Below are 24,935 nucleotides of genomic sequence, written 5' to 3' on the forward strand. Positions count from 1 at the left end.
CCTCACACCGCCGGGTCGTCGAAGGAGACCTCGGCCGCGGGCGGCAGGGCGATGTCCCGCACCCACCCCTCGTTCTCCAGGCGGATGTGCTGGACGAGCACCGCGTTCGCGTTCGCGTCGAGGTCCGAGAAGGGCTGGTACTCCGACACCCAGCAGTTGAACACGTGGTAGGAGAGCACCTTCTGGCCGGTCTCGTCGTGGACGTCGATGACCAGGTCGCGCCGGAAGTCCTTGAGGGAGGTCTCCCGCCCGCCGGCCGCGTTGGCGTAACTCCAGGTCTTGTTCGCCCACTTCTCGAATTCGAGGGCGTTCACGGTGACCCCGCGTTCGAGGACGATCGGGTCGAACTCCACCCGGCCCGGCAGTTTGGAACTGTTGGTGGGGGCGCCGCCGTCGCGGTGCTTGACCACCTCCACGGTCCGCTTCATCCCGGACACCTTGTGGACTCCGATGAACGGCACGGTGCTGTCGCTGTAACGGACCCGGAAACGGAAGTTCTTGAGCGGGTCGACCCGCGCGGTGGTTGCCATCGTCTCGCTCCTCAGACCTGCAGCTGCCCGGCGAGCTGCTCGATGTGGATGATCACGAACTCGGCCGGTTTGAGCGGTGCGAAGCCGACGACGATGTTGACGATGCCCCGGTCGATGTCGTTCTGCGGGTTGTTCTCGCGGTCGCACTTGACGAGGTAGGCCTCCCGGGCCGTCGCGCCCTGCAGCGCCCCCTGCCGGAACAGGCCGTTCATGAACGCGCCCACGTTCAGCCGGATCGAGGCCCACAGCGGTTCGTCGTTCGGCTCGAAGACCACCCACTGGGTGCCGCGGTAGAGGCTCTCCTCCACGAACAGCGCGAACCGCCGCACCGGCAGGTACTTCCACTCGTCGGCCAGCCGGTCCGCGCCCCGCAGCGTCCGCGCGCCCCACACCAGCGGGCCGAGTACGGGGAAGGAGCGCAGGCAGTTCACCCCGAGCTGGTTGAGCCGGCCGTTCTCCAGGTCGGTCATGGCCAGCGCGGGCCCGGTCACTCCGGCGAGGGAGGTGTCGGTGCCGGCCGGGGCCTTCCACACGCCGCGCTGTACGTCGGTGCGGGCCATGACGCCGGCCACCGTGCCGCACGGCGGGACCGTCGTGGGGACTCCGCCCGCCGCCGGGTCGGGAATGACCAGAGGGGGGAAGTAGACGACGGCGTTCTTCGCCGCGTCGCCCGTCACCGGGGGAGCGGTCATCCCGTTGACGGCGGCCTCGATGCCCGTCCAGGAGGCGGGCGGATCGACGATCAGGATCGCGCGCCGGTCCGCGCACAGGGCCGCGGCGGGTGCCAGTGCGGCCTGTGGGGCCCCGGGCAGGCAGAGCAGGTTGAAGATGTCGGTCTTCAGGAGCTGGTACAGGCCCGTCTTCGCGGCCTGCCCGGTCGTGCCGCCCTGGTAGTCGGACAGGCCGGGCGCGGAGCCGTCCGCACCGCCCCCGGCCTTCGTGTGGCGGGCGGGCTTGGCCTCGTCGAAGGGGTCCTGGCTGGGGTCGGCCGGGGTGATCGCCTCGTGCGCGGCGGGGACCGCGTCGAGGACCGGGTTCGTGGCCGGCACGGTGAGGAGGGCGGACGAACTCAGGGCCTTGTCGAGGGAGTTGGCGTCGTCGGGATGGGAGCTGATGTTGAGGTGGCGCTCGACCGCGCCCGTCCCCCTGTCGAGGACCGTGAGGTTGTACAGGGTCCGGGGGGCGCCGGCCGCGGGCGTCTCGCTGGTGTCGTGGTCGACCCGCGCGTACAGGGAGTCCCCCCACAGGCCCTCGCCGCGCGCGACGAGCGTGACCGGGCGCGGACCCGCGAGGACGAGGGTGGAGGCCTTGGCGTTCTTCGTGTCGTCGCCGTCCCCGGTGTGGACCAGCCGGACGATCTCCGCCTCGCTCCCGCCGTTGGCGTAGTACTGGTAGACGGCGTACCCGAGCGGACTGCGCGGGACGACCCCGCCGAACAGCCGCTGGTAGTCGGCGAAGCTGGTGATGTGCACCGGCCGGTCGGTCGGGCCGCGCACGGCTGCCCCGGCGAAGGCGGTCACGGACGTCGGCACCCCGGTGATGGTGTGCACGGCGCTCTTGACCTCGTTGATGTACACACCCGGGAAGGTGGGGCTGACGGGCACGGCCGGTCCCCTCTCACTGTCGGCTGACCCGCAGTCTGCCGACCGTGCGTGACCGGACCGTCACCGGAGCGTCACGGCGCGTGAGATCGGGTGCGGGCGGTCGCGGAGTGGGGGGTGCGGGTGGCCGCGGAGTGGGGAAACGCCGCGGTCCCGGACCTCCGTGGGTCCGGGACCGCGGCGGACGCCGACGGCGCGGGTCAGCGCTTGAAGATGTCCTTCATCTTCTCCTTGGCCTGGCGGGCGTCGCCCTTCGCCTTCTCGGCGCGGCCCTCGGCCGTGAGGCGCTCGTTGCCCACCGCGCGGCCCGCCGTCTCCTCGACCTTGCCCTTGGCCTGCTCGGCCTTCGCGCGGCCCTTCTCCTGGTTCGACACAGTTGATCACTCCCTGGGGGGACGGGAACACCGTACGTCCCGCGTCTGACCGGGATCGCGGCGCGCAAACGTCAGCCGGACCGGTCGTCAGGATGCCTTCGCGGACGGGCGGGCGGCGTGGGTGGGGGTGGGGGTGTCGGTCAGGGCGGCCGTGAGCGCGGCGTGGTCGGCGAGGGTCAGGTCCGCGTAGGCCAGCGCGAAGCGGGCGACGGCCCGGTCGAAGACGTCCCCGGTGCCCAGGTAGCCCGCGATCGCGATCCGGTCACCGGTCCGGGCGTGGGCGCGGGCCAGGGTCCGGCCGCACAGCGCCGCGTACTCCTGCAGCAGCACGGGGTCCATGGCGGCGACGTCGGCGGAACCCTTCATGTCGCGCAGCTGGCGCCAGTAGAAGTGCCGGCCCCCCGGACCGGTGGCCCAGCCGAGGAAGATGTCCGTCGCCGCCTGCATCAGCCGCTGCCCGGCCACCACCCGGTGGCCCGCGTGCCGTTGCGCGGACGCCCCGGCGTGGGGCTCCAGTACGGACGGACCGGCCTCCTTGATCTGGAGGAACAGCGGGTCTCCGGCGTCCCGGCCGGTGAGCAGCACCACGAAGCAGCGGGTTCCGACGCTGCCGACGCCCACCACCTTCCGTGCCACGTCCACCACCGCGAACCGGTCCAGCAGCAGGCGCCGCTCTTCCGGCAGGGACTCCCGGTAGTCGAGGAACACGTTCCGCACGGTCGTGGAGTCCAGATCGTCCACCGGTTCCAGGAAGGGGGGTTCGTAGCGGATCCGGGGCTGCCCGTCCACGACGTCCGTCAGCTTGTCCAGGGCCTGCAGACTGGTGCGGCGGCGGGCGCGTTCCAGTCCGGCCGCGATCCTTTCGCGGTGCCGGCGCCGCACCAGGGGCAGCGCCTGCGCGGTGTCCACCCGCTCGTACCAGACGGCGAGTTCCCCGAGCCCGGCGAGGCGGCGCATGTTCCGCCGGTAGGCGGCGGCGGACGCCTCGGCGGCGGTCAGCGCGGCCGCGTCGTCGTGGCCGTTCGCGCGGGCGGCCACGGCCACGCTCGCCGCCAGCCGTTTGACGTCCCACTCGAAGGGTCCGGGGAGCGTCTCGTCGAAGTCGTTCAGGTCGAAGAGCTGGGCGCGTTCGGGCGAGGCGTACAACCCGAAGTTCAGCAGGTGGGCGTCCCCGCACAGCTGCACCCGCAGGCCGCTGTCCGCCGTCGTCGCCAGGTCGGCGGCCATCACGGCCGCCGCGCCGCGCAGGAACGGGAAGGGGCCCGCCGCCATCCGGGCGTACCGCACGGGCAGCAGTTCCGGCAGCCGGCCGGCGCCCTGCGCCGCGAGCACGGCGACCGGGTCCGGCCGCTCGTCCGCCGTCGGGACCCGGTCGTGCGCCGAACGCGGCAGCCGCTTGCGCTGCGCGCGGCCGTGCCGGGTCCGGTCGTCGGGGGAAGCGGACAGCTCCATCCCCCACTCATATCACCGGGTCCGGCCCTCCGCCGATCGGGCGACCGTTCGGTGCGCCGTACGGATGTACGGGGCCCGGCGGCGCAGGGTCGAGGTCGGTGCCGCGCTCGGTGCGCGGCACGTCAGCCGTGGAGATGGGGAGGCGCAGATGCGCATGTTCAGGAGGATCGCGTGGGCGGGGCCGGCGGCGGCCGCCGCGGTCACCCTCTTCGCCGGGAACGCGCTGGCGACGTCGTCGCCGGCCGAGGGGCTCGTGGTCAGCACGTCCGGGCTCAAGGTCAGGGCCCACGCGAACACGCACTCCCACGTGGTCGGCGTGCTCGACCCCTGGCAGAAGGTCCGGCTCTCCTGCCAGGCCGAGGGCGCCTGGGTGGAGGGCAACGACATCTGGTACCGGCTGCACGGCAAGCCGGGCTGGGTATCGGCCCGCTACGTGCACAACTACACCCGCGTCCCCTGGTGCTGAGCCAGACCCGCCCCTGAATCCGCCGGGGCGGTCACGGGGCCGGGCCGCGCGGTGGTGACCGGCGGGTTCCGGCCAGGGCAGTGGCGCGTGGTGCGGGCGGGGCTGGTGCGGGGAGTCCCCTCGGCCGATACTGCGCCGGGCAGGGTGCCCGATCACGGAGGGGGACCGACCATGCCGATCCGCACGTTCCGTACCGGCCCGCGCACACCGCGCCGCGGGGGCCGGGTGGCCGTGACCGCGGCCGTACTGGCCGCGCTGGCGGGCGCCCTCGCGCCCGCCCCCGCCCAGGCGGCGCCGGCCTGCGGAGCCGCGCAGGCCCCGGCGCCCGTCGAGGTGGCCCGGATGCCCGACTGGGTCGAGTCGATCGCCGTGGACGGACACGGGCGGATGTTCGCCACCGCGTACTACACCGGCCGGGTCTACCGCATCGACGCCCCCGGCGGCACCCCCGTCGCGCTCACCGGTGACATCGGAGCCAACGGCGGGATCGTGGTCCGGGGCGACGGCCGGCTGCTCGTCGGGACGGGCAACGACCTCGCGCACTCCCTGACCGGCGGCCTCCTGCCGGTGTCGAAGCTGCTGCTGGTGGATCCGGATTCCGGCGCGGTGAGCACGTACGCCTCGGGCCTGGGCGGCATCGACGGCGTCGCCCTCGCGCCCGACGGCACCGTGTACACCACCACCCTGGGCGCCCGGACCATCGGCCGCGTCACCCCGGACGGGCGCGTCGACCCCGCCTGGGCCCGGGTGGGGCAGCCCAACGGGATCGCCGTGTCCCCGGACGGCTCCGAGGTCTACGTGGTCCAGACGACGGTCGCCCCCGGCCTGTACCGGATCCCCGTGGGCGACCCGGCGCACCCGCGACGGTGGCTCTCCACCGAGCCCTGGGACGCCCTGGCCCTGCCCGACGGGCTCACCCTCGACGGCCGCGGGCGCCCGCTGATCGCCACCCACGTGTCGGGACAGATCTGGCGGGCCGAGGGCGCGTCCCTGTGCGCCGTGGAGTCGGGCCTGCACCTGTCCACCCAGATCACCTACGGGCACGGCGACCGGGGCTTCTCGGCGGGCAGGCTCTACCGGGCGGGTGTGGACGGCCGGATCGACGAGGTGCCCGCGGGCGCCGACCCGTCCGGCCGCTAGGCCGACTGGTGGGCCGGGGGTGCGCGCCTGTGCGGTCACGAGGCGCGGCCGTAGCGGACGTTCCCGCTCCAGATCCGTTCCAGCCGTACGCGGGTCCCCGGTCTGGGGGCGTGCCAGATCTTGTCGTCGCCGGCGTAGATGCCGACGTGGCCCATGGTGGAGCCGTCGGGGAAGAACACCAGGTCCCCCGGCACCCGTTGGTCCCGGCTGATGTGATCGGTGTGTTCGTACTGCTGCTCCGCGGTGCGGGGCAGCGTCCGGCCCGCCTGCCGGAAGGAATAGAGCGTCAGGCCGGAGCAGTCGAAGCGCGCGGGCCCGGTCGCGCCGTGCGCGTACGGGGCGCCCTCCTTGGAGGCGGCCACGACCACGGCCCTGGCGCCGTAGGAGGGAACGGCGCCGGCCGGCGAGGCGGGGCCGGCGACGCCGGAGGCGGTCAGGAGCATGAGCAGCGCGAGGGCGCGGGGGAGGCGGGATCCTGGAATGCGGCGAACGGGCCGGTGCGACTTTCGGCAACTACGCGAGACGGTCCTGGATACGGACATCGGGATACCTCCGCGTTCGGATGCGGGCAACGGTCGGTCGGATACCTGCGACGGTCCTGCTTTCGGTGACATGGGTCCCTGGGTCCCTGGGGTCTGACGGCCGCCCAGTTTTCTCCGATGGCACACGCGTTTCACTTCCCGGGCACACTCCGGGTTGTATCGGTTCTGCAAAATATCCGCGAAGCAATGGAAAAATTCTCGCGCATTGGCGTGTTGCCGGTTTCGCCGCGCGCTCGCGGGCGCATGGGCACGGCCGTTCGTGATAACGGAAGACTCGTTGAGGGCACGAGGACGGCTGGTCCGTTCCGGCCTGGCGCGGACGGAATGCACAAACTCCCGCTTCTCGCAGTGGTGTTCGATCGAAACGCCTGCCGGAGCCGTCGGCGGCGCGGGTGCTCGAACTGACCGGCGCCGCCCCGCGGGCGGCCCTGTCCCCCCGCTCGGCGTTCCCGAAATCGCCTTCCCGCCTTGGAGTTCGTCCACTTCGCGACACCCCCGCCGAGGCGCCGTGCGCGGGGCGCGCGGCCGGCCGCCGCACGCACCGCGCCGGGCCCCGGGGCGGACGTCCCGGGCATCGGTGTCGGACTCACCCCGGGGCAGATCCGGATCGTGCTCGCGGTGGAGGCGGAGTGGGCGTGCGGTCAGCTCCAGCAGGGGCAGGGCGTCGGCCGGGGCGTGAACGCCCGGTCCGCGTCCGGCTCCCCGGCCACCCGGCCGGCGGGCGGGAGCAGGGTGAAGTCGGCCCCCGGGTCGACCTCGTCGAAGGAGGCGAACAGGTGCGTGCGCGGGAACCAGTCGCCGAACGGCTCCGGCGAGGCGCCTATGCCGATGAACTGGCTGCCGGTCGCCACCGCCGCCCGCACGTCCCACGGCCCGTCACCCACGCAGACCACCCGGTCGAAGGCGCCGCCGGCCCGCTCGACGGACTGGTGGACGGCCTCGCGGACCAGGTGCTCCCGGAAGGCGTGCTCATTCGCGGTCACCACCGGTCCGGTCACCTCCAGGGGAGCCAGCTTGGCCTCGGTGACCTCCCGCATCGCGCCGGTCGCGAAGGCCACCGCGTACCCGGGGTCCGCGTCCAGCGCCCGCAGGAACGCGGCGGCCCCGGGGGTCTGCTCGACGCCCTCCCGGGCCGTCGCGGCCGTGAAGTGCTCGTGGAGCAGGCCGGAGAACCGCTTGGTCTCGGCCTCGCCGGGAAGCCGGCCCGTGTTCCGGCGGAACACCTCGCGGAAGATCCACGAGTCCGTGTGGTGGGTGTAGCCGCCCCAGTTCGAGTCGATCTCCGTGAGCCCGCTCTCACGGAGTGCCGCGACGAACGCGGCCACGTGGGCCGGGACGCTGCGCAGCAGTGTGCCGTCGATGTCGAAGACGATCAGGGTGGTCATGTCCTGCTCCCTCGGTCGAACGTAGTGAAGATCCGAAAGAGTAGGGGAAGGGGCTGGACACGCCGTCCAGGGGGACTGGGCACGCCGCCTGTACGTGAGCCCGGTGAGCCCGGTGGGCCCGCTGCGACCGGGGAGGCCGGACGGGTCCGGGAGTCCAGCGGTGCGTATGGCCTGAAATACACTGTTCCGGTGACTGACACCCCCATGCCCCCCTGTCCCGAGTGCTCCGGTTCCTACGCCTACGAGATGGGCGCGCTCCTCGTCTGCCCCGAATGCGGTCACGAGTGGCCGGCCGCCTCCGACGACGGCGCCGCGGCGCCCGCCGAGCGGGTGATCAAGGACGCGGTCGGCAACGTACTGGCCGACGGCGACACCGTGACGGTCGTCAAGGGGCTCAAGGTCAAGGGCAGCCCGAGCGGGATCAAGGCGGGTACCAAGGTGCGCAACATCCGCCTCGTCGACGGCGTCGACGGCCACGACATCGACTGCAAGGTCGACGGGTTCGGCGCGATGCAGCTCAAGTCCAGCGTGGTCCGCAAGGTCTGACCGCCGCCCCGGCCCGCTCTTGCCCGCCCGGCCGGCCCCCGGCCGTCCGGCACGTGTGAAGGCCCCGCCACCGGGAACACGAGGGCCGAGACCGGCGAACGGCGGCGGCTCGCGCCGCCCTTCGCCGCCGACCGGAGGAGCGGGGTTCACGTGACCGAACATGTGTGGAGCTACAAGTCGACCGCGGGCCGCCCGGCGGACGCCGACCTGATCGGCTACAGGGTGGAGGCGACCGACGGAAGCGTGGGCAAGGTCGCCAAGCACTCCGACGAGACAGGTGACGCCTACCTGGTCGTGGACACCGGGACGTGGATCTTCGGGAAGGAGGTCCTGCTGCCGGCGAGCACCGTCGTGAGCGTCGACACCGCCGAGCGCAAGGTCTTCGTCGACCGGACCCGGGGCCAGATCAAGAACGCCCCCACCTTCCACCGCGACACCCACCTGGCCGACCCCGCCTACCGCGAACGGCTGGGCACCTACTACGGCAACGGCGTCCACGGCACCGGCGGCCCCTTCGGCGGCCGCGTGCTCTGACCGGCGCACCGCCCGCGTAAGGCCCGGCCGCCCGCGCACGGCCCGTCCGGAGGTCAGTCGAGCGCCGGGTGGACCTCCGGGTGGGCGTTCCACCAGGCCTGGTGGAAGGCGTTGTTGCCGACGTCGGCCACGTAGGAGCGGGCCGCCGCCCGGTAGAGGAGTTCCGCCTGCCGGGCCGACAGCGCGGCCCGGTTCCAGGCGAGGCGGATCCGGCCGGTGACGGGGTCCCCGACGAGCGGGCGCATCACCGTCCCCGCGGCCGCCGGGGCCGTCGGCTGGCTCAGGGACACGGCCCGGCCCGCGGCGATCAGGTCGTAGTGCATCTTCCGGTCGGTGATCCGGTAGCGCAGCAGCGGGCTGAACCCGGCCTCGGCGCAGGCGGCCACCAGGGCCTCCGGGCCCCCGTCGTCGTCCTCCACCAGCGTCATCCACGGCTCGTCGGCCAGGTCCGTCAGGTCGATGTGGTCCAGGGCCGCCAGCGGGTGCTGCGCCGAGAGCCGGATGCAGAACGGCTCCTTCGCGATCAGGGTCCGGGCCAGGACCCCCTCGGGAAGCGGCACCTCGTGCTCGTTGACCTCCCCGTACACGATCGCGTCGTAGCGCCCGGCGCCCAGCATCCGGGCCAGGGCCGTCACCGAGTCCTCCAGGTCCACGGTGATCTCCCGCCCGGACATGGCCAGGTCGGTCCGGGCGAGGAGCCCGTCGAGCAGGACCAGCAGGATGCAGCCGAGCCGCAGCGGCGCGCCGGGGGCCAGCGCGCGCGCCTCCGCGCCGAGCGCGTCCATCTCGCTGAGCACCCGGCGCGCCCTGGTCAGCACGAACTGGCCGAGGGCGGTGGGCTCCACGCCGTTCCTGCCGCGTACGAACAGCTCTCCGCCGGTGACCGCCTCGATCCGGCGCAGCTGCGCCGAGAGCGCGGGCTGTGACACCCCGAGCCGCCGCGCCGCGGCGCCCAGGCTGCCCGCCTCGGCGATCCGGCAGACGGCTTGCAGATGTCTCAACTCCAGCTGCATCCCGGCAGGTTACGCAGGGGGCCGCCACGGCACCATAACCCGGACCTTATGCCGTCCGGGATGTCCCAATCTCGTCATGTCCACATCCATACTCGGCGGCGAACGAGCACTCACCCCCCACGAACGGAGTGGACGTTGCACCCCACCAGATGGACGGCGAGCGTGGCGGCGATGGCGCTGACCGCGAGCCTCGCCGGAGCCCTCAGCGGGACGGCCTCGGCCGCCCAGCGGGAACGGACCGGACCGGCCGACCGGGAAACCCCCGCCGCGCGCGCGGTCGCCGCCGCCGACCGGGCCGTGGCCAGCGGCCTGGACACCCTGGTCAACTCCGCCCAGGAACGGTACGAACGGCGCCTGGTCACGCCCTGGCTGAAGGACCTCTACTCGGTCGCCTACGAGCGCAGCTACCGCGGACTGCCGGTCGTCGGCGGCGACGCCGTCGTCCTCGCGGACGGCGCGGGCAAGGTCCGCGCCCTGCAGTCCGCCTCCTCCGTCCGCATCGACGTCGCGACCGGCCCCGCGGTCGCGGCGAAGGACGCCGAGTCCACGGCCCGCGGCAGGCTCGTCACGGTCGACAGGACCGAGAACAGCCGCCTCGTGGTCCGCCTCAAGGACGACAAGCCGGTCCTGGCCTGGGAGACCGTCCTGACCGGCCGCACCCGGACCGCACCCAGCCGGCTCCACGTCTTCGTGGACGCCCGCACCGGATCCGTCGTCGACTCCTACGACGACGTGGTCGCCGGCACCGGCAACAGCAAGTGGAACGGCCCCGGCCCGGTGACCATCGACACCACCGGCTCGAGCGGCACGTACACCCTGCGCGACCCCAACCGCGCCGGCCTCAGCTGCGCGGACTACGGCTCGGGCAGCGTCTTCTCGAAGTCCTCCGACGCCTGGGGCACCGGCAACCCCACGTCCAGGGAAACCGGCTGCGTGGACCTGATGTTCGCCGCGCAGAAGCAGTGGGACATGCTGGGCCAGTGGCTGGGCCGCAACGGCGTCAGCGGCAACGGCCGCAGCTTCCCCGGCAAGGTGGGCCTCGGCGACCTCAACGCCTACTGGGACGGCAGCTCGGTCACCATCGGCCACAACAGCGCCAACGAGTGGATCGCCGGCGTGGACGTGGTCGCCCACGAGTACGGGCACGCCATCGACAGCAACACCCCCGGTGGCACCAGCGGTCAGGAAGCCGGGCTCGGAGAGGGCACCGGCGACATCTTCGGCGCGCTGACCGAGGCGTACGTCAACGAACCGTCCCCGTACGACACCCCCGACTACACCGTCGGCGAGGTCATCAACCTCCAGGGCCGGGGACCGATCCGCAACATGTACGACCCGCCGGCCGTCAACAACGACCCGGCCTGCTACAGCTCCGCGATACCGGGCACCGAGGTGCACGCGGCCGCCGGCCCGCTCAACCACTGGTTCTACCTGCTGGCCGAGGGCACCAACCCCGGCGGCGGCAAGCCCGCCAGCAGCACCTGCAACCAGAGCACCCTCACCGGCGTCGGAATCCAGAACGCCGGCAAGATCTTCTACGGCGGCATGCTGCTCAAGACCAGCGGCATGTCGTACAAGAAGTACCGTACGGCCACGCTCGGCTCGGCGAAGTCCCTCGACACCACCTGCACCCTGTTCACCAGGACCAAGGCCGCCTGGGACGCCATCAGCGTCCCCGCCCAGGCCGGTGACCCCACCTGCACCCCGAGCGGCCAGAACGGCGACTTCACCCTGACCCTGGACCCGTCCTCGGGCACCGTCCGGCAGGGCGCCTCCGTCACCACCCGGGTGAACACCGCCACCTCCACCGGCGGCGCCCAGCAGGTCACCCTCAGCGCGAGCGGTCTCCCGGCCGGGGTGAACGCCTCCTTCGACCCGGCGACCGTGCAGTCGGGCCAGTCCTCCGTGCTGACCCTGACCGCCACCGCCAACGCCGCGCCCGGCGCCTCCACCGTCGTCGTCAAGGGCCAGGGCACCGGCACCTCCCACACCGTCGACTACGTACTGAACGTCGGCGGCACCACCCCCGGCACCGACCCGCCGGACATCGACGTCGCCGCCGTACGGGCCCACCTGGCCCAGCTGGGCACCATCGCCTCCCAGAACGGCGGCAACCGGCGCGCCGGCAGCGGCGGCCACACCCAGTCCCTGGCCTACATCAAGGGGAAGCTGACGGCCGCGGGCTACACCGTCACCGAGCAGAACTGCACCTCCTGCACCTACCCCTCCGCCAACCTCATCGCCGACTGGCCCGGCGGCCCCGACGACCAGACCCTCGTGTTCGGCGCCCACCTCGACAGCGTCTCCGCCGGCCCCGGCATCAACGACAACGGCTCGGGCTCCGCGACCCTGCTGGAGAACGCCCTCGTCCTCGCCCAGAAGAACCCGGCGATGACCAAGCACGTCCGCTTCGCCTGGTGGACGGACGAGGAACAGGGCCTCAACGGCTCCAAGTCCTACGTCAACCAGCTCGGCAGCGCCCAACGCGCCGCCATCAAGGGCTACTACAACTTCGACATGGTCGGCTCGCCCAACGGCGGCTACTTCATCAACAACGTCAACTCCACCACCGCCGCCCCGCTGAAGGCGTACTGGACCTCCCTGGGCCTGGCCCCCGAGGAGAACACCGAGGGCCAGGGCCGCAGCGACGACTACTCCTTCCAGCAGGCCGGCATCCCCACCTCCGGCTACGCGGCCGGTGCCAGCGCCCGCAAGACCGCCGCCCAGGCCACCAAGTGGGGCGGTACCGCGAACGCCGCCTACGACTCCTGCTACCACAGCGCCTGCGACACCACCGGCAACATCAGTGCCACCGTCCTCGACCGCAGCGCCGACGGCGTCGCGTACACCGTGTGGAAGCAGGCCGTCGGCGGCCAGACCCCCGCACAGGACTTCTCCCTCGCCACCAGCCCCGCGGCCGGCAGCGCGGCCCCCGGCGGCTCCGCCACCACCACCGTGGGCACCACCACCGTCAGCGGCGCGGCCCAGACCGTGGCCCTGACCGTCTCCGGTGCCCCGGCCGGCGTGAGCGCCACCCTCAGCCCGTCCTCGGTGCAGTCCGGCGACTCCTCCACCCTGTCCGTCCAGGTCGCCTCGAACACCACTCCCGGCACGTACACCCTGACCGTCACCGGATCAGGCACCGCCACCCACACCACCACCTACACGCTCACCGTCAGCGGCGGTGGCGGCACCTGCACCCCGGCCCAGGTCGTCACCAACGGCGGGTTCGAGAACGGCAGCAGCCCCTGGAACGCCACCACGGGGGTCATCACCGACCAGGCCGGCGAGGTCCCGCACTCCGGCGTCTCCATGGCGTGGCTCAACGGCTGGGGCTCCTCCCACACCGACAGCGCCGCCCAGTCCCTGACGATCCCGGCCGGCTGCTCCTCGTACCGGCTCTCGTTCTTCCTGCACATCGACACCGACGAGACCGAGAACGTGGTCTACGACCGCTTCACCGTGTCGGTCGGCGGCCAGACCCTGGAGACCCTCTCCAACGTCGACGCGAACACCGGCTACGCGGAGAAGTCGTACGACCTCTCCCGGTTCGCCGGGCAGACCGTCACCCTGCAGTTCCTCGGCACGGAGGACCAGTCGCTCCAGACCTCCTACGTCGTCGACGACGTCACCCTCCGGGTGGGCTGAACCCCGCCCGCACCCGACGGGCCCGCCCGGCCGCCCCCGCACGGGGGAAGGCCGGGCGGGCCCTGCCCGGGGCTGCCGTCCCGGGCCCGCGGTGGGACCCTGAAACGGGGGCCGGACCGAGCAAGGCGGGACGGGCGGAGTCGCGATGGGAACGCAGACGCACGACGGCGGGGGCGCCACCGGCGCCGCGCCGCGCACGGCACCCCGCCGTACGGGGCGCCCCGCCCGGGCGCTCGAACGGCTGCGCACCGGCACCGACCCGACGGCCGCCGCCGCGCGCCGGGCCGTCCGCGTCACCCTGGCCGCCTGCACCGGCTTCTACGTGTTCCTCTACGCCCTGGACCGCCCGGTCGGCGCCACCTACGCCCTGTTCTCCGCGGTGTCCGTCGCCGCCCTCGCCCGGATACCGGGCACCGGCCGCCAGCGGGCCGCCGTGATGCTCAAGCTCCTGCCCGTCGCCTGCGTTCTGGTGACCCTGGGCACCTTCCTCGCCGTCCGCACCTGGACCGCCGTCGCGGGCACCCTGGTCATCGGCTTCTTCCTGGCCTTCGTCGCGGCCGCCGGACCCCGCCCCGCCGGAGCGTCCCCCGGACTGCAGCTGCTGTACATCCTGCCCTGCTTCCCCCCGTACGCCCCGGACACGCTCGGTGAACGGCTGACGGGCACCGTCGTCGGCCTGGCGCTGGCCGTACTCGCCGAGGCGTTCGTCCTCCCCGACGCCCGCGCACCCTCCTACGCGGCACGGGCCGCCGCCGCCGCCCGCAGCGCCGCCCGCTGCGCCGCCGCCCTGCGCGGGCCGCCCTACGCCCTGCCCGCGGACGTCGCCCGCCAGGCCACGGCCGCCGGCGAGGCCGTACGCCCGTCCCGGGTCCCGGAAGCCGAGCGCCCGGCCGGCCCCGGCCTGCGCGAGCGCGCGCTGGCGCACACCGGCCTCGCCGCACGCACCCTCCTGGCCCGGCTGCGCGCCCTGCCCGCCCCCGGCTCCGGCACCCCGCCCGACCCCCCGGGACTGGCCCTGCTGGGCTCGGTGGCGGCGGCCACCCGGGAGACGGCCGTCCTCCTCGCAGGGGATCCCGCACCCGCGGAGGCCGGGGCGGCGGCCCGCGCCCTGCACACGGCACGGGAACGGACCGCCGTCCTCCAGCCCGCCGCCCCCATCGACCGCAGGCGCCACGCCGCACTGGTGGAGATCGCGGACGCCGCCCTGGTCCTGGGCCGGGCGGCCGACATCGCCGTCCGGGGACGCGCGGCCGTACCCGACACCACCGAGGGCCGCTTCTGGTACGCCGGTGCGCACCCCCTGCGGCTCTGGTGGATCCGCCTCGCGGGGCACGCCGAACCGGGGTCCGTCCACTTCCAGAACGCCGTACGCATCAGCCTCGCGCTCGCCGTGGCCCGCACCGTGGCCGGACTGGACACCCTGCCCCACGGCTTCTGGGCCATGCTCGCCGTGCTGTCCCTGACCCGCACCACGGCCGTCCAGACCCGGGCCACCGTGCGCCAGGCCCTCATCGGGACCTTCGTCGGCGCCCTCGCGGCGGGTGTCGTCCTCGCCCTCGCGGACGGCGCCACCCTGCCGTGCGCGATCCTGCTGCCGCCGCTGATGCTGGTCGCGTTCTGCGTGGGCCCCGTGCGAGGCGTGGGCTGGATGCAGGCGATGTTCACCCTGGTCGTCTCGGTCGTCTTCGCCCAGCTGTCCGCCGCCACCTGGCAGCTCGCCGAGGTCCGCTTCCTCGACGTGCTCATCGGCAGCGTCATCGGCATGCTGTGCGGACTCCTCGCCTGGCCGAAGGGCGCCCACGACGAACTCGGCCGCTGCGTGGCCAGGATGCTCAGGGGTGCCGCCGAGCAGGTCGCGGCCACCGCGCGCGCCGTGACGGCGGGAGCGGGAACACCACCGGCCGTCCGCGACGACGCGGAGGTCCAGCACGCGCTGCTCCTCGCCGAGACGGCCTACGCCCAGTACCAGGGCGAGGCCCAGCATCCGGCCGGCCCCGGTCCCGACTGGCACAGCGCCCTCATGGCCGGCCACCACGTCCTCTGGGGAGCCCGCCGGGTCCTGGAGGCCGCCGGAGAGCCGGAGCCCGCTCCGGACCACTCGGCCGGCAGTCGCGTCAGGTCGTACGGGGCCTGGGTGGCGGACGGTTTCGCGATGGCCGCCGCCCGCTTCGACGTACCGAGGGGCGGCCGTCGCGGCGAGCCCCGCGCGGCGCGGGTGAAAGCCGACGAGGGCCCGCAGCCCGGCGGCCCGGAGCCCTCGGACGCCACCCGCGACGCCCCCCCGCTCTTCTTCACCGTCACGGCCTGGCTCGACTCGCTCACCGCCGACCTCGGCCGGATGGCCGCCGCCCACGCCGTCGAGGACCGGCCGGGGCGCCAGCCGTAACCGGACGGCCGCTTCGTCGGATTTGCGACACATCCCGGTACGGCCGCGCCACGCCCGCACGGGCCGGGATCCGCGGCCCGCCGCCGCGCCCACCGCCGCCGCCCCCGAAGAGCCCCAGGCCGCAGGCGCCGCCGCCGCGACGGACCGGCCGCCGCCCCCGCCCCGTCCGTGCGCCCGCGGGCCTGGCCGAAACCGGGCGGGACCCCGCGGAGGCGCCCTACCGGCCGCTCCGCGCGCGGCGGACGCTGTGTGTCCCACCCTCGTCCGGCACGCACCGATCGCCCTCGCGTGCCCCGGGCGCCGGCGCGACCGACGGAGGACCCGATGCCGCTGCACAGCTTCGACGAGTGGTCGCCCCTCAAAGAGGTGATCGTCGGATCGGCACTCAACTACACCTCCCACGAACGGGAGTTGTCCTTCGACCTGTTCTTCCACGACAACATCGCCGAGGACAACGCCCCCGCCACCCGCGCCGAGTGGTACTACCCGCGCCTCACCCCCGCCGGGCGGCCCGACCCCGGCGGCCGCGGCCGCGTCGCCATCAAGCAGCGCTACGTCGACGAGCTCGCCGAGGACGTCGAGGGCATCGCGGCGACCCTGGCCGCGCTCTCCGTCACCGTCCACCGTCCGATCCCCGTGGACCCCGCCACCGCCGAGGTCCGCACCCCCGCCTGGTCCGCCTCCGTGGTGCCCCCGCTCAACGTCCGCGACAACACGCTGATCGCCGGTGACGAGATCATCGAGACCCCGCCGATGATCCGCTCCCGCTACTTCGAGACGCAGTTCCTCACCCCCGTCTTCCAGCGGTACTTCGAGCAGGGCGCGCGCTGGACCGTCATGCCCCGCCCGCTGATGACCGACGCCTCCTTCGACCTGTCCTACGCCCGCGAGAGCACGCTCGGCGGCCCCACCGAACCCATCGCCGACCCGCGCCCGTCCCCGTACGACGTGGGCCTGGAGATGATGCTCGACGGCGCCCAGGTCCTGCGCCTGGGCCGGGACATGGTCGTCAACGTCTCCACCGCCAACCACGCCCTGGCCTGCGACTGGCTCGAACGCCACCTCGAAGGCCGCTTCCGGATACACCGCGTGCACCGCCTCAGCGACAGCCACATCGACAGCATGGTCCTGGCCCTGCGCCCCGGCACCCTGCTCGTGCGCTCCCGCGCGGTCGCCGAGAAGCTCCCCGAGGCCCTCCGCTCCTGGGACCTGATCGTCCCCCCGGCCCCGATGAGCGACGACTTCCCCCGGTACGACGATGACGACCTGGTCCTGACCAGCCCCTACATCGACCTCAACGTCCTGTCCGCCGGGCCCGACACCGTCCTCGTCAACGACGCCTGCCCGGAACTGATGCGCACCCTGGAGAAGCACCGCTTCACCGTCGTGCCCGTACGCCACCGCCACCGCAGGCTCTTCGGCGGCGGCTTCCACTGCTTCACCCTCGACACCGTCCGCGCCGCCGGCCCCGAGGACTACCTCGGCTGACGGGAGCCCCGCCCCGCACCCCACCGCACCCGACCAGGAGAGGGGACGGCGTGCCCGCCCTCGCACGGCTCACCGGTGTCGGCACCGCCGTGCCCGACACCACCTACACCCAGGAACACCTGCTGGACGCCTTCGCCATCACCGACCCGCGCGTACGGTCCCTCTTCCGCAACAGCGCCATCGACCGGCGCGGCCTGAGCCTGCCGCCCGCCCGCCCGGACGGCACCCGCGCGGTGGAGTCACAGGGCGAACTCCTGCGCAAACACCGGCTGCGGGGACTCGCCCTCGGCCGCGCGGCGATCGAGGCCTGCCTGCGGGACACGGGCGCCACCCCGGCCGACGTGCGCCACCTGTGCTGCGTCACCTCCACCGGCTTCCTCACCCCGGGCTTCTCCGCGCTGCTCCTGCGGGACCTGGGCATCGACACCGCCTGCTCCCGCCTCGACGTCGTCGGCATGGGCTGCAACGCCGGACTCAACGCCCTCGGCTCCGTCGCCGGCTGGGCCCGTACGCACCCCGGCGAACTCGCGCTGATGGTGTGCGTGGAAGTCTGCTCGGCCGCCTACGTGTTCGACGGCACCCTGCGCTCCGCCGTCGTCAACAGCCTCTTCGGCGACGGAGCGGCGGCCGTCGCCGTGACCGCGCCCGCCGCCGGCCGCCCCGCCCCCCGGGGCCCCGCTCTCCTGCGCTTCTCCAGCCGCACGATCCCCGAGGCGGTCGACGCGATGCGCTACGACTGGGACGAGGACCACGGCAAGTTCAGCTTCGCCCTGGACCCCCTGGTGCCCTACGTGGTCGGCGCGCACGCCGAGGAGGCGCTCGCCCGGCTGCTGCGCCACTCCGGAGTCCTCCCGTCCCGCGTCGGGCACTGGATCGTGCACTCCGGCGGCAAGAAGGTCATCGACGCCGTACGCGTCAACCTCGGCCTCACCCGCCACGACGTCCGCCACACCACCGGGGTGCTGCGCGACCACGGGAACCTCTCCAGCGGCTCCTTCCTCTTCTCCTACCAGCAGCTGGCGGCCGAGGACCGGACCCGACCCGGGGACCACGGCGTCCTCATGACGATGGGGCCGGGGTCGACGATCGAAATGGCCCTGGCCCGCTGGTGACACGACGGAAGGAAGACCTGACCATGCGGACCGACGGCACGCCGCGCCGCACCGCGGACGGACTCGCCCTCACCCTCGACGTCGACGGCACCCGGCCCCTGCCGGAGCTGACCGCCGCCCTCGACACCGCCTGCGACCTGCTGGAGGCGGCCCGCCCCGAACGGCTCGTCCTGCTGCTGCGGCTGCTCCCCGCCCCCCACCACCCCCGCTCCTGGCCCGGTGAGGTCGACGTCCGGGACGTGGGCCGCTGGGAGAAGGCCGTACACCGCCTCGAACGCCAGGGCGCACTCGCCCTCGCCGTCGCCACCGGGCCCTGCGGCGGCCCGGCCCTCGACCTGCTGCTGGCCACCGACTTCCGCATCGCCGCCCCCGACCTGCGGCTGCTGCTCCCCGTCAACGACGGGCACTTCTGGCCCGGCCTGGCCGTCTACCGCCTGGCCCGGCAGCTCGGCGGCGCCCGCGCTCGGCAGATCGTGCTGTGGGGCGATGCCCTCGGCGCCGACCGGGCCCTCGAACTCGGCCTCGTCGACCAGATCTCGGCCGACCTCACCGAGGCCGCCCACACGGCCACCGTGCTCATGGGGCGCATCTCCGACCGGGAACTGGCCGTACGGCGCGCCCTGCTGCTCGAAGCCCCCTCCTCGGAGTACAGCGAAGCCGTCGGCGCCCACCTCGCCGCCTGCGACCGGGAACTGCGCCGACTCGCGGCCACGGCCGCCCGCACCGCCGACGGCGACCCGGACGGCGACCCGGACGGCCGATTCGACGGCCGCACCGACGGCCGACTCGAAGGCGACCCCGACGGGCCGTCCGACGCCCCGGGAGCCCGCCCGTGACCCCTCCCCGCCCCGCCCGACCGGCGGGCCGCGCCGCGCCGTCCGCCCCCGCGCCGTCCGCTCCCGCGCCGTCCGCCGCCCCCTCCGGGGACCTCGCGGCGGACGCCGCCGCCCTGGCCGCCCTCTGCGCCGACGGGGAACGCCTGCTGGCGGCCCTCCCCGCCCCCGCGGACCGGGACGGGGCCGCCTCCCGGCACGCGGCCCGGATCCACGAAACCTGCCGCGACGCCCGCCACGCCTTCCTGGACCACCACACCGAAACCGTCTACGACCTCCTCACCTCCCGCCGCACCCGCCGCCCCCGCCTCGCCGAACTGGCGCGGACCGCGGCCGTCCGGTTCCCCGGCCTGGTCCCCGACCGGGCCCTTCTCGCCGAGGAGGCCGGCCGCCTCCAGGCCCACAAGGAAGGCCGCGAGATCGACCAGGGGATCTTCTTCGGTGCGGTGCTGCGCTCCCCGCGGGCCGGCACGCACCTGATCGAGACGATGCTCCGTCCCGCCCCCGGATCGGCCGCCCTCCTCGACGGCTTCCGCCGCACCGGCACCGTGGACCTCCCCACCGTCCGCCTCGAACGCCGCGGCCCCGCCGCGCACCTGACGTTCCACAACGGCCACTGCCTCAACGCCGAGGACAACCGGCTGATCGCGGACCTGGAGACCGCCGTCGACCTCGCCCTCCTCGACGACACCGTCCGCGTCGGCGTCCTGCGCGGCGGCCCCGTCACCCACTCCCGCCACGCGGGCCGCCGGGTGTTCAGCGCCGGCATCAACCTCAAGGACCTGCACGCGGGAGCCATCTCGTACGTCGACTTCCTGCTCGGCCGGGAACTCGGCTACGTCCACAAGATCGCCCGCGGGCTGCTCACCGACTCCCCGGGCTGGCGCGGCCCGCTCGTCAGCAAACCCTGGATCGCCGCCGTCGACGCCTTCGCCATCGGCGGAGGCATGCAACTCCTCCTGGTCGTCGACCGGGTGATCGCCGCCGAGGGGGCCCTGCTCGGCCTGCCCGCCGCCGACGAGGGCATCGTGCCCGGCCTCGCCAACCTGCGCCTGCCGCGCCTCACCGGAGCCCGCACGGCCCGCCAGATCGTCCTCTCCGGCCGCCGCCTCACCGCCGGGGAACCCGACGCCGCCCTGGTCTGCGACGAGACCGTGCCCCCCGAGGAGGTCGGCGCGGCCGTCGAGCGCGCGGTCGGGGAACTCGCCGCGCCGGCCGTGGCGGCCAACCGCCGGATGCTCGCCCTGGCGCAGGAACCCCTCGAAGCCTTCCGCGCCCACCTCGCCGAGTTCGCCGTCGTCCAGGCCGCCCGCATCCACAGCCCCGACGTCCTGGCCAAGGTGGAGCGCCGCCGGTCCCGTACCGGATCCGGCACGTGAGCGGGCCCCGCGCGTTCGACCTCGACCCCGCCGACCTGCACCCCTCCCTCGACGGCCCCGCCCCGGCCGCCGTCGGGTTCCTCAACGAGGTCATGGCCCGCCACCCCCGTGCCGTGTCCTTCGCCCCCGGCGCGCCCCACCCGCGCTCCTACGCCGACATCGACCTCGGCCGCCACCTGCAGCGCTTCCTCACCCACGCCGTCCAGGACCTCGGCCACCCGCCCGACGCGGCCCGCCGCCTGCTCTACGAGTACGGGCCCAGCCGCGGCCTGATCAACCACCTGGTCGCCGAAGCCCTCCACCGCGACCACGGCATCCGGGCCGCCCCCGAGGCCCTGGTGATCACCGTCGGCGCGCAGGAGGCACTGCTCCTGGTCCTGCGCGCCCTCTTCCGCTCCGCCACCGACGTCCTGGCCGTCGCCGAACCCTGCTTCGTCGGCGTCACCGGCGCCGCGCACCTCCTCGGCATCGGCCTGGAGGCGGTCCCGGAGACGGACCTCGGACCCGACCTGGACGCCCTGCGCACCGCCTGCCGCACCGCCCGCCGCGCCGGCCGCCGCGTCCGCGCCTGCTACGTGGCCCCCGACTTCTCCAACCCGGGCGGCAACCGGATGGACCTCGACGCCCGCCTGCGGCTGCTGCGCCTGGCGGCCGAGGAGGAGTTCCTGGTCCTGGAGGACAACGTCTACGGGTTCACCGCCGCCCCGGGCCGCGAACTGCCCCCGCTCAAGGCCCTGGACACCGAGGCCCGCGTGGTCCACATCGGCACCTTCGCCAAGGTCTGCTTCCCCGGGGCCCGCGTCGGCTACGTCGTCGCCGACCAGCGCGTGCGCACCACGGACGGCGCCGCCGCCCCGCTCGCGGCCGGGCTGGCCCGCCTCAAGACGATGGTCTCCGTCAACACCTCGCCCGTCTGCCAGGCCCTGATCGGCGGCATGCTGCTGGAACACGGCGGCTCGCTCGCCGGCCCCGTGGGCCGCCGCGCCGCCCTCTACCGCCGCAACCTCGCCCACCTGCTGGACGCCCTCGACCGGCAGGCCGCCGGGGGGCTGCCGCCGGGCATCACCTGGAACCGTCCCGAAGCGGGCTTCTTCGTCCGGGTCACCCTGCCCGTCCGCGCCGACGAGGCACTGCTGCGGGTGTCCGCCTCCCGGCACGGGGTGCTCTGGACCCCGATGGCGCCCTTCTACCTCGGCGACGGCGGCGACCGGGCGCTGCGCCTGTCGTGCAGCTACCTCGAACCCGAGCGGATCGAGATCGGGGCGGCCCGCCTCGGAGCCTTCCTGCGCGCCGAGGCCCGGCCGTGACCGCCCCCGGCCCCGCACGGGACCTCCCGCAGCCCCGGCGCCCGGCACCACCCCCGGGCTCCGCGGACCTTCCGCGCGCGCCGGGGCCCCCGCGGCCCCCGGACCCCGAGGAGCCCCGCCGGCTCCCCGTCCGCCGCACCGCGCCCTTCGACCCGCCGCCCGAACTCGCCGCCCTGCGCGAGGAGTCCCCCCTGTCCCGCCTGCGCTACCCCGACGGGCACCTGGGCTGGCTCGTCACCGGGTACGCGACGGCCCGCGCCGTTCTGGCCGACCCCCGCTTCAGCGCCCGCTCCGAGCTCAAACGGGTCCCCGTCGCCCGCCCGGGCACGGACCCCTTCTACGGGGCGCCCGCGCTGCCGGGCTGGCTGGTCGACATGGACGCCCCGGAGCACACCCGGCTGCGCCGGCGCCTGGCCGGGGCCTTCACGGCCCACCGCACGCGCTCCCTCGAACCCCGCATCACGGCCATCGTGGACCGGCACCTGACGGCGATGGCCCGGCGCGGCGCCCCCGCCGACCTGGTGGCCGACTTCGCGCTGCCCGTCCCCTCACTGGTGATCTGCGAGCTGCTCGGGGTCCCGTACGGGGACCGCGCCGACTTCCAGCGCCACAGCGCGACCCTCTTCAGCCTGGACGCGAGCGCGGAGCAGGCCGCCTCCGCCATGCGGGAGCTCGACGCCTACCTCACGGCCCTGGTCCTGCGCGGACGCCGCGGCGCTGCGGCCGGGGGCCTGCTCGCCGACCTCGCGGCGGATGCCGCCCTCACGGTCGCGGAGACCGCGGGCCTCGGCGCCCTGCTCCTGTCGGCGGGCCACGAGACCACCGCGGGGTCCCTGAGCCTGGGCGCGTTCGCCCTGCTGTGCCACCCCGCCCAGCTGGCCCGGCTGACCTCCGGCGCCGTCGCGCCCGACACCGTCGTGGAGGAGCTGCTGCGCTACCTGACGATCTTCCACTTCGGGGTGCCGAGGACCCCGTCGCAGGACGTCACGCTGGCGGGGCGGACCCTGCGCGCGGGGGAGTCCGTCACGGTCTGTCTGCCCGCCGCCAACCGGGACCCCGGACGCTTCCCGGACCCGGACCGCCTCGACGTCGGGCGGCGCGCCACCGGGCACCTGGCCTTCGGGCACGGCGTGCACCAGTGCATCGGGCAGAACCTGGCCCGTGCCGAGATGCGGATCGCCTTCCCGGCCCTCTTCGCGCGCTTCCCCCGGCTCCGCCTCGCGGTGCCCCCCGCCGAGGTGCCCCTCGGTGCGGACATGGGCTTCTACGGTGTCCACCGGCTGCCCGTCACCTGGTGAACCCGCCCTCAGCCCGCGGGCGCGGCCCCGGACCCGCCGTGCCAGGACGTCCACAGCGCAGCGTACGGGCCCCGGCGCGCGACCAGTTCCGCGTGCGGGCCGGCCTCGGAGATCCGGCCCTCCTCCATCACCACCACCCGGTCCGCGTCCTGCGCGGTGTGCAGCCGGTGCGCGATGGAGACCACCGTTCCGGTCAGCAGGCCCGCCAGGGACCGCTCCAGCGCCCGCGCGCTCCGGCCGTCCAGCAACGCGGTCGCCTCGTCCAGCACCACCACCCGCGGGTCGCACAGCACCAGCCGGGCCAGCGCCAGCTCCTGGGCCTGGGCCGGAGACAGGGCCGTCGCCCCGGTGCCCACCCGGCACCCGAGCCCCATCGCCGAGGCCCACTCCCCGGCCCCCACCGCCCGCAGCGCCCGCTCCAGTTCCGCCGGCCGCGCCTGCGGGCGGGCGATCAGCAGGTTGTCCGCCAGGGTGCCGCCGAACACGTGGTACTCCTGCGTCACCAGCACCACGTCCCGCCGAGCGGTGGTCCCCGTACGGTCGGGCAGTACGGGGGCCCCGTCGAGCGTGACGCTGCCTCGGTCCGGCGGGTGCACCCCCGCGATCAGCCGCCCCAGGGTCGACTTGCCCGCCCCGGACGGCCCGACGACGGCCAGCCGCTCCCCGGGCGCCAGCCGCAGGTCGACCCCGCGCAGGATGTCCCGGCCGTCCCGGTAGGCGTAGTGCACGCCGCGCAGTGCGAGCACCCCGGGACCGCCACCCGCCCCGGACCCCGCGGGCCGCGCCGCTCCCGTCCCGATGGCCGTACCCGTACCCGTACCCGTATCCGTATCGGGACCCGTATCCACACCCGTCCCCGTGCGGGTTCCCGTCGCCGGCCCGGCCGCGGGCCCGGCGTCCCCGGCGGCCGCGGGACCCACTCCGAGCACCCGCGCCAACGAGGCGCCGCCCACCTGGAGTTCGTCCATCCAGAACAGCAGCGTGTCCACCGGCCCGGTGATCTGCTGCATGTAGAGGGTGGTCGCCGTCACGGCGGCGAGGGAGACCCGCCCGTCCGCGTAGAGCAGCCCGCCGACGAGCAGGGTCGCCACCACCGGCAGGACGTACCCGGTGTCCGCGACCGGCAGGTACACGCACCGCAGGAACAGCGTGCGCCGCTCGGCCGCCTCCGAGGCGGCCGCGTCCCCGTCGGTCCGCGCGTGCCGGCGCTCCGCCAGCCGCAGGGCGTCCACCGTGCGCGCCCCGGTGGCGGTCTCCGCGAGCCCGTCGGACAGTCGCGCGTACGAGGCGTTGGCCCGCAGGTAGCCCGCCCGCGCCCGCCGCAGGTACCAGCGGGTGGACAGCCACAGCACCGGTACGGCGACCAGACAGGGCAGGGCCAGGAGCGGATCGGTGAGGCAGACCGCGCCGAGCGTCAGCAGGATCGTCGTCCCCGCCACCAGGGTGTCGGGCACCGCCCGCTGCACCGTCAGCGCCAGTACGTCGATGTCCCGGGTGGTGCGGGTGACCAGGTCGCCCGATCCGGCCCGCTCCACGGTCCGCGTCGGCAGGGCCAGCACCCGCTCCACGAACTCCTCCCGCAGCCGCGCCAGCACGCTCTCGCCCAGTCGCTGCGAGGCCAGCAGCGCGAAGCGGGTGAGGACGGCCTGCGCGGTCACCGCCGCGCAGATCACGAGGGCCACCCGGCCGATCTCCGCCGTACCGCCGGCGGCGTCCTCCACGAGCCGGCCCAGCAACTGCGGGGCCACCAGGCCGGAAACGGCCGCCAGCGCGTGCAGCGCCAGGGCCCGTGCGAGCTCGCGCCGATGACGCAGCGCCGTCCGGCGGGCGTACGCGCGCACCTCGCGCTGCGAGGCGACCGGCAGCGTCCGTTCCTCCGCCCCCACGTCCTGCGTCCCCAC

20 protein-coding genes are annotated in these 24,935 nt (G+C 74.5%); 12 read left to right on the forward strand and 8 right to left on the reverse strand.

Annotated elements, in window-relative coordinates; genetic code table 11:
* Window positions 1-2: 2 nt before the first annotated feature.
* The 4 genes from OG295_RS33940 to OG295_RS33955 all read right to left on the reverse strand — a co-directional run bounded on the left by OG295_RS33940 (window position 3) and on the right by OG295_RS33955 (window position 3,957).
* The gene (locus tag OG295_RS33940) at window positions 3-530 is read right to left on the reverse strand and encodes a phage tail protein (protein WP_030230030.1); all 528 of its coding nucleotides are present in this window, start codon (window positions 528-530) and stop codon (window positions 3-5) included.
* 11 nt (window positions 531-541) lie between these two features.
* Window positions 542-2,134 carry a phage tail sheath family protein gene (locus OG295_RS33945; RefSeq protein WP_371680470.1) on the reverse strand — a complete coding sequence of 531 codons (1,593 nt, stop codon included), beginning with the start codon at window positions 2,132-2,134 and terminating at the stop codon, window positions 542-544.
* 197 nt (window positions 2,135-2,331) lie between these two features.
* Entirely contained in the window at window positions 2,332-2,505 is a 174-nt protein-coding gene (locus OG295_RS33950; protein ID WP_266846015.1) for a CsbD family protein, read from the reverse strand.
* Window positions 2,506-2,592: 87 nt separating this feature from the next.
* Window positions 2,593-3,957: a DUF2252 domain-containing protein gene (locus OG295_RS33955; RefSeq protein ID WP_371680471.1), complete on the reverse strand. Its 1,365-nt coding sequence runs from the start codon at window positions 3,955-3,957 to the stop codon at window positions 2,593-2,595.
* A 148-nt stretch (window positions 3,958-4,105) separates the two neighbouring features.
* Here OG295_RS33955 and OG295_RS33960 point away from each other — a divergent pair, with 148 nt between their 5' ends.
* Together OG295_RS33960 and OG295_RS33965 are read left to right on the forward strand one after the other, a co-directional pair.
* Window positions 4,106-4,423: an SH3 domain-containing protein gene (locus tag OG295_RS33960; RefSeq protein ID WP_371680472.1), complete on the forward strand. Its 318-nt coding sequence runs from the start codon at window positions 4,106-4,108 to the stop codon at window positions 4,421-4,423.
* A gap of 171 nt (window positions 4,424-4,594) precedes the next feature.
* Complete coding sequence (locus OG295_RS33965) at window positions 4,595-5,563, forward strand: SMP-30/gluconolactonase/LRE family protein (protein WP_371680473.1); 969 nt, start codon at window positions 4,595-4,597, stop codon at window positions 5,561-5,563.
* A gap of 35 nt (window positions 5,564-5,598) precedes the next feature.
* Here the strand turns inward: OG295_RS33965 and OG295_RS33970 are convergent, their stop codons facing one another.
* A complete protein-coding gene (locus tag OG295_RS33970; RefSeq protein ID WP_371681385.1) occupies window positions 5,599-6,006 on the reverse strand; it encodes a C40 family peptidase in 408 nt (135 codons plus the stop codon).
* Between the two features lie 740 nt (window positions 6,007-6,746).
* Window positions 6,747-7,490 (reverse strand): HAD family hydrolase, encoded by a 744-nt coding sequence (locus OG295_RS33975; protein ID WP_371680474.1) that lies wholly within the window; start codon window positions 7,488-7,490, stop codon window positions 6,747-6,749.
* Window positions 7,491-7,694: 204 nt separating this feature from the next.
* On the opposite strand from OG295_RS33975, the gene OG295_RS33980 reads away from it, so the two are divergent.
* Window positions 7,695-8,036, forward strand: coding sequence for a zinc ribbon domain-containing protein YjdM (locus tag OG295_RS33980; protein WP_371681386.1), 342 nt, complete (start codon window positions 7,695-7,697; stop codon window positions 8,034-8,036).
* 150 nt (window positions 8,037-8,186) lie between these two features.
* Window positions 8,187-8,570, forward strand: coding sequence for a PRC-barrel domain-containing protein (locus tag OG295_RS33985; protein WP_371680475.1), 384 nt, complete (start codon window positions 8,187-8,189; stop codon window positions 8,568-8,570).
* A 53-nt stretch (window positions 8,571-8,623) separates the two neighbouring features.
* On the opposite strand, the gene OG295_RS33990 is transcribed toward OG295_RS33985, so the two are convergent.
* The gene (locus tag OG295_RS33990) at window positions 8,624-9,583 is read right to left on the reverse strand and encodes a LysR family transcriptional regulator (protein WP_371680476.1); all 960 of its coding nucleotides are present in this window, start codon (window positions 9,581-9,583) and stop codon (window positions 8,624-8,626) included.
* A gap of 171 nt (window positions 9,584-9,754) precedes the next feature.
* On the opposite strand from OG295_RS33990, the gene OG295_RS33995 reads away from it, so the two are divergent.
* The 8 genes from OG295_RS33995 (at window position 9,755) to OG295_RS34030 (ending at window position 23,034) form a co-directional block, all read left to right on the forward strand.
* On the forward strand, window positions 9,755-13,231 hold the full coding sequence (locus tag OG295_RS33995; protein WP_371681387.1) for a M28 family peptidase: 3,477 nt from the start codon (window positions 9,755-9,757) through the stop codon (window positions 13,229-13,231).
* Between the two features lie 145 nt (window positions 13,232-13,376).
* Window positions 13,377-15,617 (forward strand): FUSC family protein, encoded by a 2,241-nt coding sequence (locus OG295_RS34000; protein ID WP_371680477.1) that lies wholly within the window; start codon window positions 13,377-13,379, stop codon window positions 15,615-15,617.
* A 324-nt stretch (window positions 15,618-15,941) separates the two neighbouring features.
* Window positions 15,942-17,105 carry a glycine amidinotransferase gene (locus OG295_RS34005; RefSeq protein ID WP_371680478.1) on the forward strand — a complete coding sequence of 388 codons (1,164 nt, stop codon included), beginning with the start codon at window positions 15,942-15,944 and terminating at the stop codon, window positions 17,103-17,105.
* A 50-nt stretch (window positions 17,106-17,155) separates the two neighbouring features.
* Window positions 17,156-18,217, forward strand: a complete 1,062-nt coding sequence (gene dpgA / locus OG295_RS34010; RefSeq protein ID WP_371680479.1) for a 3,5-dihydroxyphenylacetyl-CoA synthase DpgA — start codon at window positions 17,156-17,158, stop codon at window positions 18,215-18,217.
* Between the two features lie 23 nt (window positions 18,218-18,240).
* On the forward strand, window positions 18,241-19,053 hold the full coding sequence (dpgB, locus tag OG295_RS34015) for an enoyl-CoA-hydratase DpgB (protein WP_371680480.1): 813 nt from the start codon (window positions 18,241-18,243) through the stop codon (window positions 19,051-19,053).
* Window positions 19,050-20,429 (forward strand): (3,5-dihydroxyphenyl)acetyl-CoA 1,2-dioxygenase DpgC, encoded by a 1,380-nt coding sequence (gene dpgC, locus OG295_RS34020; protein ID WP_371680481.1) that lies wholly within the window; start codon window positions 19,050-19,052, stop codon window positions 20,427-20,429. Before dpgB ends, dpgC begins: the two co-directional genes overlap by 4 nt.
* Window positions 20,426-21,736 carry a PLP-dependent aminotransferase family protein gene (locus OG295_RS34025; RefSeq protein ID WP_371680482.1) on the forward strand — a complete coding sequence of 437 codons (1,311 nt, stop codon included), beginning with the start codon at window positions 20,426-20,428 and terminating at the stop codon, window positions 21,734-21,736. The genes dpgC and OG295_RS34025 overlap by 4 nt, the downstream gene beginning before the upstream one ends.
* A gap of 173 nt (window positions 21,737-21,909) precedes the next feature.
* Complete coding sequence (locus OG295_RS34030; protein WP_371681388.1) at window positions 21,910-23,034, forward strand: cytochrome P450; 1,125 nt, start codon at window positions 21,910-21,912, stop codon at window positions 23,032-23,034.
* A gap of 8 nt (window positions 23,035-23,042) precedes the next feature.
* Here the strand turns inward: OG295_RS34030 and OG295_RS34035 are convergent, their stop codons facing one another.
* Window positions 23,043-24,935 carry an ABC transporter ATP-binding protein gene (locus OG295_RS34035; RefSeq protein ID WP_371681389.1) on the reverse strand — a complete coding sequence of 631 codons (1,893 nt, stop codon included), beginning with the start codon at window positions 24,933-24,935 and terminating at the stop codon, window positions 23,043-23,045.

The organism is Streptomyces sp. NBC_01276, from assembly GCF_041435355.1.
Classification (GTDB): Bacteria; Actinomycetota; Actinomycetes; order Streptomycetales; family Streptomycetaceae; genus Streptomyces.